Annotated in this window: 13 protein-coding genes and 3 pseudogenes; 15 read left to right on the top strand and 1 reads right to left on the bottom strand. The window is 65.4% G+C overall.

Annotation, left to right across the window (positions count from 1 at the left end; genetic code table 11):
• Nucleotides 1-12 precede the first annotated feature (12 nt).
• Nucleotides 13-636 (bottom strand): hypothetical protein, encoded by a 624-nt coding sequence (locus tag MVA47_RS24530; protein WP_247210223.1) that lies wholly within the window; start codon nucleotides 634-636, stop codon nucleotides 13-15.
• A 348-nt stretch (nucleotides 637-984) separates the two neighbouring features.
• Between MVA47_RS24530 and hpt the strand changes: the two genes are divergently transcribed.
• The 15 genes and pseudogenes from hpt to lysS all read left to right on the top strand — a co-directional run bounded on the left by hpt (nucleotide 985) and on the right by lysS (nucleotide 15,986).
• Complete coding sequence (gene hpt, locus MVA47_RS24525; RefSeq protein ID WP_030172532.1) at nucleotides 985-1,557, top strand: hypoxanthine phosphoribosyltransferase; 573 nt, start codon at nucleotides 985-987, stop codon at nucleotides 1,555-1,557.
• Between the two features lie 12 nt (nucleotides 1,558-1,569).
• Nucleotides 1,570-2,931 (top strand): amidase, encoded by a 1,362-nt coding sequence (locus MVA47_RS24520; RefSeq protein WP_247210222.1) that lies wholly within the window; start codon nucleotides 1,570-1,572, stop codon nucleotides 2,929-2,931.
• An 859-nt stretch (nucleotides 2,932-3,790) separates the two neighbouring features.
• On the top strand, nucleotides 3,791-6,205 hold the full coding sequence (gene ftsH / locus MVA47_RS24515; protein ID WP_247210221.1) for an ATP-dependent zinc metalloprotease FtsH: 2,415 nt from the start codon (nucleotides 3,791-3,793) through the stop codon (nucleotides 6,203-6,205).
• Entirely contained in the window at nucleotides 6,202-6,813 is a 612-nt protein-coding gene (gene folE / locus MVA47_RS24510; RefSeq protein ID WP_247210220.1) for a GTP cyclohydrolase I FolE, read from the top strand. The genes ftsH and folE overlap by 4 nt, the downstream gene beginning before the upstream one ends.
• 108 nt (nucleotides 6,814-6,921) lie before the next feature.
• A complete protein-coding gene (folP, locus tag MVA47_RS24505; protein WP_247211060.1) occupies nucleotides 6,922-7,800 on the top strand; it encodes a dihydropteroate synthase in 879 nt (292 codons plus the stop codon).
• Nucleotides 7,793-8,166: pseudogene (gene folB / locus MVA47_RS24500) on the top strand (dihydroneopterin aldolase). The gene folP and the pseudogene folB overlap by 8 nt, the downstream one beginning before the upstream one ends.
• On the top strand, nucleotides 8,163-8,705 hold the full coding sequence (gene folK, locus MVA47_RS24495; protein WP_247210219.1) for a 2-amino-4-hydroxy-6-hydroxymethyldihydropteridine diphosphokinase: 543 nt from the start codon (nucleotides 8,163-8,165) through the stop codon (nucleotides 8,703-8,705). The pseudogene folB and the gene folK overlap by 4 nt, the downstream one beginning before the upstream one ends.
• 35 nt (nucleotides 8,706-8,740) lie before the next feature.
• On the top strand, nucleotides 8,741-9,208 hold the full coding sequence (locus MVA47_RS24490) for a DUF3180 domain-containing protein (protein ID WP_247211059.1): 468 nt from the start codon (nucleotides 8,741-8,743) through the stop codon (nucleotides 9,206-9,208).
• Between the two features lie 113 nt (nucleotides 9,209-9,321).
• Nucleotides 9,322-10,500: a DUF6779 domain-containing protein gene (locus tag MVA47_RS24485; RefSeq protein ID WP_247210218.1), complete on the top strand. Its 1,179-nt coding sequence runs from the start codon at nucleotides 9,322-9,324 to the stop codon at nucleotides 10,498-10,500.
• A gap of 169 nt (nucleotides 10,501-10,669) precedes the next feature.
• Nucleotides 10,670-11,608 carry a Rossmann-like and DUF2520 domain-containing protein gene (locus tag MVA47_RS24480; RefSeq protein WP_247210217.1) on the top strand — a complete coding sequence of 313 codons (939 nt, stop codon included), beginning with the start codon at nucleotides 10,670-10,672 and terminating at the stop codon, nucleotides 11,606-11,608.
• A complete protein-coding gene (panC, locus tag MVA47_RS24475; RefSeq protein ID WP_247210216.1) occupies nucleotides 11,605-12,522 on the top strand; it encodes a pantoate--beta-alanine ligase in 918 nt (305 codons plus the stop codon). The genes MVA47_RS24480 and panC overlap by 4 nt, the downstream gene beginning before the upstream one ends.
• Nucleotides 12,519-12,950 carry an aspartate 1-decarboxylase gene (gene panD / locus MVA47_RS24470; protein WP_247210215.1) on the top strand — a complete coding sequence of 144 codons (432 nt, stop codon included), beginning with the start codon at nucleotides 12,519-12,521 and terminating at the stop codon, nucleotides 12,948-12,950. Before panC ends, panD begins: the two co-directional genes overlap by 4 nt.
• Before the next feature lies 1 nt (nucleotide 12,951).
• Nucleotides 12,952-13,775: pseudogene (locus MVA47_RS24465) on the top strand (type III pantothenate kinase).
• Nucleotides 13,776-13,945: 170 nt separating this feature from the next.
• Nucleotides 13,946-14,386: a hypothetical protein gene (locus tag MVA47_RS24460; RefSeq protein ID WP_247210214.1), complete on the top strand. Its 441-nt coding sequence runs from the start codon at nucleotides 13,946-13,948 to the stop codon at nucleotides 14,384-14,386.
• Nucleotides 14,387-14,451: 65 nt separating this feature from the next.
• Nucleotides 14,452-15,986 (top strand): annotated as a pseudogene (lysS, locus tag MVA47_RS24455) (lysine--tRNA ligase).
• Nucleotides 15,987-16,079: the final 93 nt, after the last annotated feature.

The raw sequence follows: 16,079 nt of genomic DNA, 5'->3' as shown, positions 1-16,079 counted from the left end.
GTTCCGGCAGCCTTACTTGGCCGGCGGGACGAACGGGGAGTTGATGGTGTTGAAGAACTGGATGGCGGCACCGATGAGGACCGGACCACCCACGACGATGGTTCCGACGACGCCTCCGATGCCGGCTCCCGTCACGAGGCCGGGCAGGCACCCGGCAACAAAAGCGGGCAGGCCAACCACACATCCGATGACGCCGCCGACGATGGTCCCGATGAGGCCGCCGACCGCTGACGCGGTGTTGATGCTCTGGCTGAGGGTCTGCATCGCCTGGATGTCGCGTTGCTCTCGGGTGGCCGGGGCTGCGACCTGCTTGCGCACGGCATCGCTGACCTTGACGGGTTCAGCGGCGGCAGCATTGCGGACCGGTGTCAGAGTTGCGGTGCGGCCGTTGATGTCGGCGTTGATGGGGAACTGCTTGTCATTGAGGTTGTACGCCAGCGGAATGCTCGCAGCGACCTTGCCGGTGTTGTCGACGATCTGGAATTGACCGTCCGATGTGCGCAGTGAACCGATATCGGTCTTGAGCACAACGTGATCACCGACGATCTGTGCCGAATAACCGATGTTCTTCGCCGGCGGTGCGGCATTGGCCTGAGTTGCGGTGACCACGCTGGCGGCCGTGGCCAATACGACCATGGCCGAAACCACTGTCTGTCGGAACCTCATTGAGAATGAACCCCTCGTTCGTTTCTGTTTGTTCGCCTGCCCGCCTCGATCCCCACGTCGAAACAAGCAGAGACGACGTTTTCCTGGCCCCCGGGCAGAGGGGAATGTGACGCTCTGTAACGGCCTGATGTAGATCAAGCATCGCAATGCTAACGGCTGTCAAACTGGAGTTTGACCCAAATTGGGACAATTCGCAAAAAGTCATCTGAACCCCCGACGAATAGCGCGCGAAAACGGCGCATTGTTGTCATCCATTGGGGCTACCCGCGATTGAGCCGACGGCTGCGCGCCCCGGCCTGCGGCCGTTGAGGCATGATGATGTCCGTGAGCGAACAGCGCGATCCATATGGCGACGACATCGAAGCAGTTGTGGTCACCGAGGAGCAGATCCAACGGCGCATCGCCGAGCTCGCCGAGACGGTGGCGAACCGGTACCGGGACACTCCTGATGATCTGGTCCTCATTGGCGTGCTCAAAGGCGCGGTGATGTTCATGACCGACTTCGCGCGGGCGCTGCCGATCCCGTCGCAGCTCGAGTTCATGGCGGTGAGTTCCTATGGGTCCTCGACGTCGTCGTCGGGTGTGGTGCGCATCCTCAAGGACCTCGACCGCGACATCCACGACCGCGACGTCGTCATTGTCGAAGACATCATCGACTCCGGGCTGACGCTCTCGTGGCTGGTGAAGAACTTGCGTACCCGCCACCCCAGGTCGTTGGAGGTCTGCACACTGCTGCGTAAACCCGACGCCGTGCGGGTGGACGTGCACGTCGAGGATGTCGGCTTCGACATCCCGAACGAGTTCGTGGTCGGGTACGGGCTCGATTACGCCGAGAGGTACCGGGATCTGCCGTACGTGGGTCGGCTGAACCCGAACGTCTACTCCGATTAGAGGTCCGTTTCGGTGAGTGCGGTACAGACTGCAGAAGGTGTCCGGACCGGTCGCCTCGATCCGGTGGAGGTGACCCGGGATGCGCTGTCACGGATAGCTGATCGCGACGGTTCCATCGGCGCATTCGTCAAGGTCCGTGCCGGCAAGGCCGTCGCCGAGGCGGAACTGCTCACGGCCCATCCGGATCTGGCCAAGCTGCCCTTGGCCGGCGTGCCGGTAGCCATCAAGGACAACGTGTCCGTCGCAGGCGAGCCGATGACCGTGGGGTCGGCCGCAACAAGTCGAGCACCTGCGCTCAGTGACCACACCGTGGTCCGCAGGCTTCGAGCCGCGGGCGCAGTGGTCATCGGCCTCACCGCCGTACCCGAGCTGTGCCTGTGGGGGACCACCGACAACGAGCAGACCGTGACACGCAACCCGTGGAACCCGGCGCGAACCCCAGGCGGCTCGTCCGGTGGAGCGGCTGCGGCGGTGGCCAGTGGGCAGGTCGAGTTGGCGCACGGGAACGACGGCCTCGGCTCGATCCGCATCCCTGCCGCCGATTGCGGATTGTTCGGTTTCAAGCCCGGCCTCGGAGTGGTTCCCAGCGAGTTCGGCGGCAACGGCTGGTTCAAGATGAGCGAGAACGGGCCGCTTGCCACCACGGTTGCCGACGGCGCACTGATGCTGGGCGTGATGGCCGACGACATGGCCCTTGCCGCCGCCGGGACGGGCACCGACCCTGGGAAGCTCAGAATCGTTGTGGCGCAGAACTTTCCGCTGGCCGTGGGTCGGACGGACAAACATTTTGCGCAGGCGGTGTCCAGTTGCAGCGGATTGCTCGCCGATCACGGCCACAAGGTGCCGCAGTCCAAGCTCCCGTACCCGAACAATCCGGCTCCTCTGCTGCTGCGATGGCTGGCAGGGGCTGCCGCCGACGCGGACGACTTCGCCAAGGCGGGCGGCGATCTGTCGAAGTTGCAGTCGCGCAGCAAGATTCACACGTCGCTCGGCAGGGCGGTGCAACGCTTTGATCTGGTACACGACGTCCAGGCCAGCACCATCGAGCAGAAGGTGCTCGCTTACCTCGACCGCAACCAGGCCGATGTCTTGATGACCCCCGCCCTCGCAGCCCCACCCCTCGAGGCGAAGGCGTGGAGCAGCAAGAGCTGGGCGGCCAACATGTGGGCGAACATCAACTACGCGCCGTTCCAGGGACTGTTCAATCTCCTCGGATGGCCCGCGATGTCGGTGCCGTTCGGGGTGCACCCGGTGTCCAAGACCCCGGTGGCCGTCCATTTCGCCGGCCGCCCGGGATCCGAGGCAACGCTGCTCAAGCTAGCCGCCCAGATCGAGGCCGCCCGCCCCTGGCAACGAGTAGCTCCCGGATATTGACCGGCTAGACACTTTGCGAGCGTCACCGACGTCCAGCGCACGAAACTCGTCGTTGCGCTGTCCGTAGTCCGAGCTTCCCCAAGTTTCGTGAGCGGCGCCGAAGCCCAGCGCGCAAAACCGGCCTTCGCGAGCTCCGCAGACCGCGCTTCCCCAAGTTTCACGAGCGTCGCGACCAGCGAGCGCGCGAAACCCGCGTTTGCGATGCCCGCAGACCGAGCGTCGCCAGGTTTTGCGAGCGTCGCGACCAGCGAGCGCGCGAAACTCGCCTTTGCGAGCCCGGCAGACCGCGCTTCCCCAAGTTTTGCGAGCGCATAACCGGCCCGCGCCCGCACCTCCGCCCACTTTCGGTCTGTAGTCCCGAGCGTGGCCGGGTTTTGCGCGCAGCCGACGTCCAGCGCGCAAAAGCCGCCTTCGCGAGCTTCGCAGGCCGAGCTTCCCCAAGTTTTGTGAGCGTCGCTGACGTCTAGTGCGGGAAACTCGTCGTTGCGCTGTCTGTAGTCCGAGCTTTTCCAAGTGTCGCGAGCGTGGCCCCCGTTCAGCGCGCAAAACTCGCGTTTGCGCGGTCTGTAGACCGCGCTTCCCCAAGTTTTGTGAGCGGCGCCGAAGCCCAGCGCGCAAAACTCGCGTGTGCGATGCCCGCAGACCGAGCGTCGCCAGGTTTTGCGAGCGCCATAACCGGCCCGCGCCCGCGCCTCCGCCCCCACCCTCGGCAGACCCGCGTCCGTTTTCGCCGACGGGGAACGCGCGACCACGATGAATCGTTGACGGGTAGCCTGATGATTCAGACATCCCGACTGGAAGGACGCGCCGAAATCACAGAGGGCCGATAGTGGCCGTCGGGGTCGGCTGACACACCTCAATGAACCGCAAGACTGTCTTTCGCAACCTGGCGATCGTGGCCATCATCGTGCTGGCCATCTGGGGCTGGACCGTGCTCCGCGACAACAATCGTGACTACAAGAGTGTCGATACCTCTGTGGCGATGACGCAGCTCAACACGAAGAACGTGTCCGAGGTGCAGATGGACGACCGCGAGCAGACGCTACGGATGACGCTCAAGGACCCGGCGCAGGCCGGCGGCGACAAGAAGATCTCCGCCAAGTACCCCGCCCGCACCACCGAAGAGGTCTTCGACCGCGTCGACGCCTCGGGTGCGAAGTATCAGACGAACGTCAACCAAGAGTCGTTCCTGATGCAGATGCTGATCTTCATCCTTCCGCTCGTCCTTCTGTTCGGCCTGTTCTTCTTTGTGATGAACCGGATGCAGGGTGGCGGCAAGGGCGGCGTGATGGGCTTCGGCAAGTCCAAGGCCAAACAGCTGAACAAAGACATGCCGACCACCACGTTCGCCGATGTGGCAGGTGCGGACGAGGCGGTCGAAGAGCTCTTCGAAATCAAGGACTTCCTGCAGAACCCGGCCCGCTACCAGGCTCTGGGAGCCAAGATCCCCAAGGGCGTGTTGCTCTTCGGTCCTCCCGGAACCGGTAAGACGCTTCTCGCCCGCGCGGTCGCAGGTGAGGCCGGTGTGCCGTTCTTCACCATCTCCGGCTCGGACTTCGTCGAAATGTTTGTTGGTGTCGGTGCCTCACGTGTGCGCGACATGTTCGAGCAGGCCAAGAACAACAGCCCCTGCATCATCTTCGTCGATGAGATCGACGCCGTCGGACGCCAGCGCGGTGCCGGCCTGGGCGGTGGACACGACGAGCGCGAGCAGACCCTCAACCAGTTGCTCGTCGAGATGGACGGATTCGGTGAGCGTTCCGGCGTCATCCTGATCGCGGCCACCAACCGCCCCGACATCCTCGACCCGGCACTTCTGCGTCCAGGACGCTTCGACCGGCAGATCCCCGTCGGTAACCCCGACATGGCGGGCCGCAAGGCGATCCTCAACGTCCACGCACAGGGCAAGCCGATCGACGCCGACGCGGACCTCGACGGTCTGGCCAAGCGCACCCCGGGTATGTCGGGTGCCGATCTGGCGAACGTCATCAACGAGGCCGCACTGCTGGCCGCCCGCGAGAACCGCATCACCATCACTGCCGAACTGCTCGAAGAGTCCGTCGACCGTGTGGTGGGTGGTCCGCGCCGCAAGAGCCGCATCATCAGTGAGCACGAGAAGAAGATCGTGGCCTACCACGAGGGCGGGCACACACTGGCCGCGTGGGCGATGCCCGATCTCGACCCGATCTACAAGGTCACCATCCTGGCCCGCGGACGCACGGGCGGCCACGCCCTTGCCGTGCCCGAGCAGGACAAAGACCTGATGACCCGTTCGGAGATGATCGCCCGTCTGGTGATGGCAATGGGTGGTCGTGCTGCCGAAGAGCTGGTGTTCCACGAGCCGACCACCGGCGCGTCCTCCGACATCGACCAGGCCACCAAGATCGCTCGCGCCATGGTCACGGAGTACGGCATGAGCGCCAGGCTCGGAGCCGTGCGTTACGGGCAGGAGCAGGGTGACCCGTTCCTCGGCCGCTCGATGGGTTCGCACGCCGACTACTCACCCGAGGTCGCCAGTGAGATCGACGACGAGGTGCGACGCCTCATCGAGGCCGCTCACACCGAGGCGTGGGCCATCCTCACCGAGTACCGCGACACCCTCGACGAGCTCGCCACGCAACTCCTCGAACGCGAGACCCTGACCCGCAAAGACCTCGAGAAGATCTTTGACAAGGTGGTCAAGCGCCCGCGCATCACCACCTTCAACGACTTCGGCGAACGCACCCCGAGCGACAAGCCGCCGGTGAAGACGCCGGGTGAACTCGCCAAGGAGCGCGGCGAGCCTTGGCCGCCCGAACCCCCGAAGTCGCCGGAACTGGCGAAGGTCGGACCGTCGCACATGCAGCCCGGTCCGGGTGAGCTCCCGCAGCAGCAGTATCCGCCGCAGTCCCCAGGCAACCCGTACCCGCAGCAAGGTGGGCAGGCAGGTGCTGTTCCAGGAGGCACCCGTCCCGACTACGGTGCCCCCGCAGGTTGGTCGGCTCCGGGCTGGCCCCCCAACGGTGGGCCGAACGGCGGACAGGGCCAGAACGGTGGCACGGGCCAGAGCGGTGCACCGGGCCACAACGGCTCCTATCCGGCAGGCAACCCATACGGGCAACCAGGCAATTCGTACGGCCAGCCGGGTAACCCCTACGGCCAGCCCGGTTCGTATGGCCGGCCACCGAATAGTCATAACGGCCATGGCGGGCACAACGGGAACAACCAGGGTGACGGCGGGAACGACGGTCACGGCCAGAATGGCCATTCCCCGAATGGACAGAATGGACAATGACACAAGAGACCAGTGGGACACCCGCCAAGAACGGTGCGATTGCCCCCTTTGACGCCGAGCGTGCCGAACGTGCCGTACGTGAACTGCTCATCGCCGTCGGCGAGGACCCGGACCGCGACGGTCTGAAGGAGACGCCGGCCCGGGTGGCACGCGCTTACGTCGAGATGTTCGGGGGCCTGCACGTTGACCCCGACGACGTGCTGGCCACCACCTTCGACGTCGGACACGACGAGCTCGTGCTGGTCAAAGACATCCCGATGTATTCGACCTGCGAACACCACCTGGTGTCGTTCCACGGTGTCGCGCACGTCGGTTACATCCCCGGTCCCACCGGTCAGGTGACCGGCTTGTCCAAGTTGGCGCGTCTGGTCGACCTCTACGCGAAACGACCGCAGGTCCAGGAACGGTTGACCACCCAGATCGCGGATGCGATAGTTCGCAAACTCGACCCGCGAGGCGTCATCGTGGTGATCGAAGCCGAGCATCTGTGCATGGCGATGCGTGGAATCCGCAAGCCGGGCGCCACCACCACCACCTCTGCGGTTCGCGGTCAGTTCAAGACCAGCGCGGTCTCGCGGGGCGAAGCCCTCGACCTCATCTCTCGCTGACCTGCGCGACCACACCAGGAGCATCGTGAGGGGCCGGCATCACCGAAAGCCCCGGCGACCTGACGTGGTGGACGTCGTGATGGGGTGGACGGCGTGAGCACCATCATCATGGGCGTCGTCAACGTGACGGCCGATTCCTTCTCCGACGGTGGCCGGTACCTCGATACCGATGCCGCCATCGCCCATGGGTTGTCGCTGGCTGCGCAGGGGGCCGACATCATCGACGTGGGCGGGGAGTCCACCAGACCCGGTGCGCACCGCGTCGACACCGGTCTCGAGATCGCCAGGGTCACACCCGTCATCAAAGGCTTGGCGGCGCAAGGTGTTCGGACTTCCGTGGACACGATGCGCGCCGCAGTCGCCGACAAGGCGATCGCTGCGGGCGCAACGGTGGTCAACGATGTGTCCGGGGGACGCGCCGATCCGGACATGGCGGGAGTTGTCGCCGAGGCAGGTGTTCCGTGGATCCTGATGCACTGGCGCCCTTCCGACCCGTCGTTTGTTCATCGGACCGGCGAACCCGGGGTGTACCGCGACGTGGTGGCCGAGGTCAGCGGTGAACTGCTGGCGCAGGTCGATGCAGCCACGTCTGCCGGTGTTGATCCCAGTGCGTTGATCCTCGATCCTGGTCTCGGATTCGCGAAGACAGCCGAGCACAATTGGGCCCTGCTGCACGCACTGCCGACCTTGGTGGGGCTCGGGTTTCCCGTACTGATCGGGGCGTCACGCAAGCGTTTCCTCGGTACCCTGCTCGCCGATCGGGACGGAAACCCACGACCGCCGGATGGCCGCGAGATCGCCACCGCCGCACTGACCGCACTCGCCGCCGCGGGAGGTGCGTGGGGTGTTCGGGTACACGATGTGCGCGCCAGCCGCGATGCGGTGCTGGTCGCCGACGCCTGGCAGGCGGGCGGGCCGCGCGGCGCCGACACCGGTCCGACCACGTTCTCCGCTGGAGGCGCTGTAGCGAAAGGGCACGATGGCTGATCGAATCGAGTTGCGCGGACTGAAGGTTCGGGGCAATCACGGGGTGTTCGACCACGAGCGGCAGGACGGCCAGGACTTCATCGTCGACATCATCCTGTGGGCCGACCTGCGGGTGGCCGCGGCGACGGACGACCTCGCCGACACCATCGACTACGGGGGCTGGCGCACACCGCCCACGACATCATCGCCGGTACACCGCGCAACCTCATCGAGACGGTGTCGGCCGAGATAGCCGACAAGATCTTGCTCGATCTCGACGCCGTCCTGGCATGTGAGGTGACAGTGCACAAGCCCTCTGCGCCAATCGATCTCACGTTCGACGACGTGGCCGTCGTCGCACGCCGATCCCGCAAGGGGATGCAGTGAGCGGTGCGGTGCTCTCGATAGGATCCAACATCGGGGACCGGCTGGCCCATCTGCAGTCGGTCTGCGACGGTCTCGGTGACCGGGTGGTGGCGGCCTCGCGGGTCTACGCCACCGAACCGTGGGGTGGGGTGGAGCAGCAGGATTTCCTGAACGCGACCCTACTGGTCGAAGACGACGCCCGGACCCCACGCGATTGGCTGGACGTGGGTCAGCATCTGGAGAACGAGGCGAGGCGGGTTCGCGACCAGAGGTGGGGGCCACGAACTCTCGACGTCGACGTGATCTCGGTGTGGGACGACGGGGCAGTTGTCGAGTCGACGGATCCGGTGCTGACCTTGCCCCACCCGCGTGCCGCTGAGCGGGCATTTGTCCTGATTCCCTGGCTGGACGCCGATCCCGGAGCGGTGCTCCGTCATCGCGGTTCCGACGTTCCGGTGGCGGATCTGCTGGCTGCATTGACGCCGGCCGACCGCGACGGGGTTCGACTCACCGAACACACGCTGACCACCGCCGGTACCGACGCAGGGAAACAAACGTGACGAGCCGCAAGTCCGATCCCGGCAGCGACAACGCAATGGGCCCGACCCGTATCCGGGATCTCGCCATGCTCGCGGTTGTGGTGGCGGTTGTGGTGTTCCTGGTGGTCCGGGTCAGCTACGGATCGCTGCCGCCGCTGCCCCTGTTGGCCGGCATCGTGCTGTATGTGCTTGCCGCACTTGAAGTTGTGATCGCGTTTGTGGTGCGTGCCCGGGTGAACGACCGGGAAATCGGCTCGCACAGCGGCCAATTGCATCCGATCACGGCGGCGCGCGTGCTCGCGCTGGCCAAGGCGTCGGCCATCCTCGGTGCTCTCGCCATCGGCGTGTGGACCGGAACGCTGGCGTATCTGCTCACCCGGCAAGACGATCTCGCGGCGGCCGATCATGATCGCCCGGGCACGATCGTCGGCCTGATCGGTGGCGTGCTGCTTGTCGGTGCGGCACTGTGGCTCGAATACTGCTGCCGCACGCCGGACGATCCCTCGGACGACCTGGCCACCTGAGAGCCGCGGCATCTCACGCGAGATGTGCGGATCTCTCGACAAACACCATCGATAACTGGACTTGCCGCACCAGATGGCAAACGCGACACAGTCGGGCAGGTAAGTTTGCCACCATGACCACCCCTGCCGGCCGATCGGCTGATGCCAGAAGAGCCCGCCGTGGTCCTGGTCAGTGGTTGCTCGGTGTGCTGCTGTTGTTTGCGCTGGGCTCCAGCATCTTCATGATCTTCACCTCGGAGATGAGCATCGCCGCCTCGCTGGCCGTCATCACCGCGTTGTGGGCCGCTGTCATCGGCGCCATCCTGGTGACGAAGTATCGCCGGCAGGCCGATTCCGCGGACGCCAAGGCCCGCGACCTCCGACTGGTCTACGAATTGCAGCTCGAGCGTGAGATCTCCGCTCGCCGTCAGTACGAACTGGGCGTCGAGACGCAGGTTCGCAAGGAGATCGGCGAACAGTCGGGTGAGGAGCTGTCCGCGCTCAAAGCGGAGCTGCAGTCCTTGCGGTCGAGCCTGGAACAGCTGCTCGGAGAACTCCCGGACGAGCGGGTCGCCCTGGTCCGTGAACGTCTGCCGGAACTGGAGAACCGCGCGAACCGCCATGAGGGGCCGGGCAATCCGTACGCCCCGGCCGGCTTCGCCGGTCAGCATTTCCCGCCGGCGCCACTGGTCCCGGACGACGGAACCGTGGCCGAACGCGATTTCGCTTCCACGGCACCCCCGGCTGATCGCCGGCGCGACGACAACCCGAACGAGAGCACCCAGGTGATCCCGGTGGTGTCCGACGAGGATCCGGTGCCCGTGGAGCCTGCCGAAACGCCGGCAGACGTGACCGACACCGTTGAGTCGTCCGACGCCGGTGAGCAGGATGCGGTGACATCGGACCACCCCGGCGACGCCACCAATGCGCAGACACCGTCCGGCCGCCATGCGGGTAGCCGGCGTCGCGCCGATGACGTAGCACCGGAGGTCGTCCCGGCCGAGGACGTGGCCCGTACCGCTGAGCCGCAGGTGGCCGGCGCGCACGAAAAGCGTGCCGAGGAGGCGGACGGAACGTCCGAGGCGCAGGCCGAGTCGTCGGCTCCCGGGCCGTTCGTGGACGAAACCCCCACCGACGAGTGGGAGGTGGCTGTACCCGCGGAGGGTGGCATCCCCAACGCGTTGCTGGCCGATGACGACGAGCAAGCTGCGGACCATCCGGGCGCACATGCGTCCGGACGCTCGGTCTCGGAGTTGCTCACCCGATTCGAATCATCGGCACCTGCCGGTGGACGCCGCCGCCGTCGTAGCTGATCGCCCACGTCCGATCGGGTGAGCCCGATCACAGGCATTGGCAATATGTGTCCGCCTGGTTCTATTCTCGCTGCGAGACGTCTGGTACCCGTGCCTGACACTTCCCCAGCCGAGTTCGACTCATCGGCCGGGGAGAAGTCAGAGGGACTGGAACGAATGGAGGACGACGGTGACCTCGACGGGGATTACCAACTGGCCCGCGCCTGCCCGCCTGACGGTGGGTGTCGTGTCGGCGGGTCGAGTGGGAACCACCATCGGTCAGGCCCTCGAACGTGCCGAACACGTGGTCGGCGCCGTCGCTGCGTCGTCTCCGGCGTCACGCGCTCGCGCGGCACAGCGCCTCCCCGAGTCCGAGATCCGTGCGGTGGCCGACGTCGCCTCACAGTGCGAGCTCCTTGTCATCGCAGTTCCGGACGATCGATTGGCGTCGGTCATCTCCGATCTGGCGGAGTCAGGATCGGTCCGGCCGGGAACCATCGTCGCCCACACTGCGGGCGCACACGGTGTACGCGTGCTCGATCCGCTCAACGACATCGGAGCGCTCCCGCTGGCGTTGCACCCGGCCATGACATTCATCGGGACGGAAGAGGACACGGACCGGATCCGCAACTGCTGCTTCGGTGTCACTGCTGCGGACGAGGTGGGGCTGGCCATCGGACAATCGCTGGTACTGGAGATGGGCGCCGAACCGGTCCGTATAGACGAGAAAGACCGCACCCTTTATCACGCTGCACTGGCCCATGGCGCGAATCATCTTGTCGCGCTTGTGTGTGACGCGGCGGCAGCGCTGCGCAAGGTGGTCGACGGCCAAGACGTGCGGCCCGAACGGATCCTGGGGCCCCTGCTCACCGCGGCGCTCGACAACAGTCTGCAGATCGGCCCGAAGGCGTTGACCGGCCCGGTGGCTCGCGGCGACGCGGCGGCGGTGGCCCGACATCTGCAGGCACTGACGGCCGCTGATCCGGGCATCGCGGAGGGATATCGTGCGCTTGCCCGCCGCGCCGCCACGTACACCGATCCACCACCGGACCTGGTCGAACTACTCGGGGACGACAATCCGGGGGACAACGACTTCGGGAATGATGACAGACGGGACGAACATCGATGACCACTGGTGACCTCACGGGCCAGAAACCTTTCACCGCTGGGCAATTGACGGTCCATCGTGATCCTGCGCTGCTGAACAAGGTCAGTCGTGCCCTGCGTTCGACGGGTAAACGGGTGGTGCTGGTTCCCACCATGGGCGCGCTGCACGCGGGGCATCTCGAACTGGTCCGTGCCGCCAAACGCAAGGGCGACGCGGTGGTGATCGCCTCCATCTTCGTCAACCCGTTGCAGTTCGCCGCAGGCGAAGACCTCGACGCCTACCCCCGGACATTCGACGAGGACTGCGATCTGCTGCGGGCGGCCGGCGTCGAATTGGTCTTCGCCCCGAAGGTCTCCGACATGTACCCGACGGGACCGCGCACCACCGTGCACCCGGGACCACTCGGTGGTGAGCTCGAAGGTGCTTCTCGGCCAACGCATTTCGCCGGCATGCTGACCGTGGTGCTCAAATTGCTGAACATTGCCGCGCCGATGGAGGCCTACTTCGGGGAGAAGGACTACCAGCAGTTGGTGTTGATCCGGCAGATGGTCACCGACCTGAACCTCGACGTACAGATCGTCGGCGTTCCCACCGTGCGCGAAGCAGACGGATTGGCCATGTCGTCGCGCAATCGGTACCTCGATCCCGCTCAGCGTGAGCTGGCGACGACCCTGTCGGCAGCGCTGATCGCGGGCGCCTATGCGGCCGCCGGGGGAGAGCAGGCCATCCTCGACACGGCCCGCGGCGTGTTCGACCTGCACCCAGACATCTCGGTCGACTACCTCGAGCTGCGCGGCCCGAACCTCGAGGAACCGCCGGCCCGAGGCGACGGCAGGCTGCTCGTCGCCGCGCGAATCGGCTCCACCCGGCTCATTGACAACGTGGGTGTCGCGATCGGCACCGGTTTCGTCGAAAGAGGAGAGAACCCAGCATGATCCGCACCATGATGACGTCAAAGATCCATCGCGCCACGGTCACTCAGGCCGATCTGCACTACGTCGGATCGGTCACGGTCGACCAGGACCTGCTCGACGCGGCCGGTCTGCTCGAGGGTGAGCAGGTGACCATCGTCGACATCAACAACGGCGCCCGGTTGGTCACCTACACGATCTCGGGTCCCCGCGGGTCCGGGATCATCGGTATCAACGGCGCCGCAGCACATCTGGTGCACCCGGGCGACCTCGTCATCCTGATCGCCTACGGCGGACTGGATGAGCGCGAGATCCTTGAGTATCAGCCCAAGGTGGTGTTCGTCGACGAATCGAACCGCATCGTCGAACAGGGCGCCGACCCGGCACACGCACCGGAAGGCTCGGATCTGCTCGACCCCCGCCATCCGGTGCTGTCGAGCACCCCCGCCTGACATGTTGCTCGCGCTGGACGTCGGCAACACGAACATCCACCTGGGTGTCTATGCCGGCATCGGGATCAATTCGCGGCTGGTGCGCGACTGGCGGATGAGGACCGAGTCACGCATGACCGCCGACGAGCTGGCGCTGACCATTCGTGGCCTGCTGGGGCCGGACGTGGACCAGGTCACGGCCGTTGTCGGGCTGTCGACGGTGCCGTCTCTGCTGCGCGAGATGCGGGTGATGGTCGGGAAGTATTTCGGGGCCGGACCGCACGTGCTGCTCGAACCCGGTGTGCGAACCGGGGTTCCGCTGTTGGTCGACAACCCCAAAGAGGTCGGGACCGACCGCGTCGCCAATGCACTCGCCGCCTACACGGCCTACGGTCGCGGCTGCATCGTGGTCGATTTCGGAACCACGACCCTCGTCGACGTGGTGTCGGCAAAAGGGAGTTCCTCGGTGGGGCGATCGCCCCGGGCATCGATCTGGCGGTCGAGGCCCTCGCCGTCCGGACGGTGACGCTACGCAAGGTCGAGCTGTTGCCGCCGCGATCGGTGGTGGGTAAGAACACCGTCGAAGCACTGCAGTCGGGCATCCTCTACGGATTCGCAGGTCAGGTGGACGGGCTCGTGTCCCGGGTGCGGCGTGAAGTGCCGGGTTTCGACGGCGACGACATTGCGGTGATCGCCACCGGCTATCTAGCCCCGCTTGTCTTCGATGAGTGTGTGACGTTGCAGCACCACGAGCCCACTCTGACGCTCGACGGGTTACGGCTGGTGTACGAGCGGCAGCGCGATGCCCGGGCAAAGGGACGTTCGGCAGGCTCGCGTCAGGACTGAGGTGTTGCCGCGGTCGGGTGACGGTGGTGCGATCGTGATCGCTGTGGCACAATCTGCACCGTGATCACGCGGAGCTGTCAGGAGTGTTGTCGGGGCTGAAACGCCTCTTGATGACCCCTACGCCCGTTCTTCGGCCGATCTGCTGCCGATCATTCACGAAAGCTCCAGCCATGTCTGTGCTCATCGCACCCGCACCTTTTCTGTCCACCCGGCCCACGTCGGCATACCCCGTTGCGCCGCTGTCCGTCGCGGCGCACGACGTCGGTTCCCTGCTCCACAGCGGTGCTGTGGCCATCGACATCCGTAGCCAGCAGGAACGTGATCGGGACGGAATCGTTTTCGGCGCGTTGGCAATTCCCGCCGATCAGATTCTCGACCGCCTGATCCCGGGCTCGAGGGAGACACTTCGTTGCGCTGACGCCTCCAGCCGTTGGCTTCTCATCGGGGTGGATGGTCACGACGCCGAGATGCTCACCTGGCACCTGCAGGCCGCGGGAGTGCCCGGCGCCCGGTTTGTTGCCGGTGGCCAGATGGCGCTCGCGCGTTCGGCCGACCGGCGGCCGGTCGCCGGTCACACCGAGCGCGAGTGGAGCATGTTCTCCGCGCACTGATCACGCGCCGACCTGGCGACCCGTCGAATATGGCCAACCCAGGTTCGGCCGCTAGGGTCGTTGGCGTGAATGAAGCCCGTGGCCAAGGCCGGAAAAATGCAGCAGTCGACAACACCGAGGACCAGACCCCGGAGCAGTTGCGAGTTCGGCGCGAGAAGCGCGATCGCATCCTCGCCGAGGGCGGTCAGGCCTATCCCGTGTCGGTTCCGCGCACCCATTCACTGGCCGAGCTCCGCGCGAAGTACCCAGACCTCGAGCCCGACACCCAGACAGGAGAGGTTGTCGGCATCGCCGGCCGAGTGATCTTCATCCGCAACACCGGGAAGCTGTGCTTCGCAACACTGCAAGAAGGCGATGGCACGCAGCTGCAGGCCATGATCAGCCTGAACGGCGTGGGTGAGGAGTCGCTGGCCGCCTGGAAGTCCGACGTGGACCTCGGTGACTTCGTCTTCGTACACGGCGAGGTGATCAGCTCGCGTCGCGGGGAACTGAGCGTGCTCGCCGACACGTGGCAGATGGCGAGTAAGGCGCTGCGCCCACTTCCGGTGGCGCACAAGGAGATGAACGAGGAAACGCGTGTCCGCCAGCGATACGTCGACCTCATCGTTCGGCCCCAGGCCCGCGAGATGGCGCGAACACGCGTCGCGGTCCTGCGTGAGCTGCGCGCGGCGCTGGAACGCCGGGGATTCCTGGAGATCGAGACACCGATGCTGCAGACGCTGCACGGTGGTGCGGCCGCCAGGCCGTTCGTCACCCATTCCAACGCGCTCGACATCGACCTCTACCTGCGTATCGCTCCAGAGTTGTTCCTCAAGCGGGCTGTGGTCGGCGGTATCGAGCGGGTCTTCGAGATCAACCGCAACTTCCGCAACGAGGGCGCCGACAGCACCCATTCGCCCGAGTTCGCGATGCTGGAGACGTACCAGGCGTACGGCACCTACGACGACTCGGCGACGATGACACGTGAGGTGATCCAGGAAGTGGCGATGGCCGCCCTCGGCACCCTGACCCCGGAGATGGCCGACGGATCGATCAACGATCTGAGCGGGCAATGGAAGTCGGTGGAGATGTATCCCTCGCTTTCCGAGTCGCTCGGGATCGAGATCACCCCGGCCACGACGGTCGAAAAACTGCTCTCCATCAGCGCCGATGTGGGGCTCGAGATCCCGGCAGGCAAGGGCTACGGCCACGGCAAGCTCGTCGAGGAACTCTGGGAACACCAGGTGGGCGACGCGTTGTCGGGGCCGGTATTCGTCCGCGATTTCCCGGTCGAGACATCCCCCTGGTGCGTGAGCACCGCGGCAAGCCGGGTGTGAGTGAAAAGTGGGATCTCTATGTCCGCGGGTTCGAATTGGCAACCGGTTATTCCGAATTGGTTGATCCGGTGATTCAGCGGGAGCGGTTCGTCGACCAGGCCCGTTTGGCTCGTGCCGGTGATGATGAGGCAATGGTGCTCGATGAAGAGTTTCTCGCGGCCATGGAGCAGGGCATGCCGCCGACGACCGGTACCGGAATGGGCATTGACCGACTTCTGATGGCTCTGACGGGTCTCGGCATTCGCGAAACCATCCTCTTTCCACTCGTCAAGCCGCAGCAATGACGTTACTGGAAAACACTTCCTCTTATTAGCGTTGACGGTTCATTCGCGCTATGCTGGCGGCCGATAGGCGGCCACCATGAATATTGTTCGTTT

The sequence above is a fragment of the Williamsia sp. DF01-3 genome (assembly GCF_023051145.1).
Classification (GTDB): domain Bacteria; phylum Actinomycetota; class Actinomycetes; order Mycobacteriales; family Mycobacteriaceae; genus Williamsia.
This window is presented reverse-complemented; position numbering and strand designations above follow the sequence as displayed.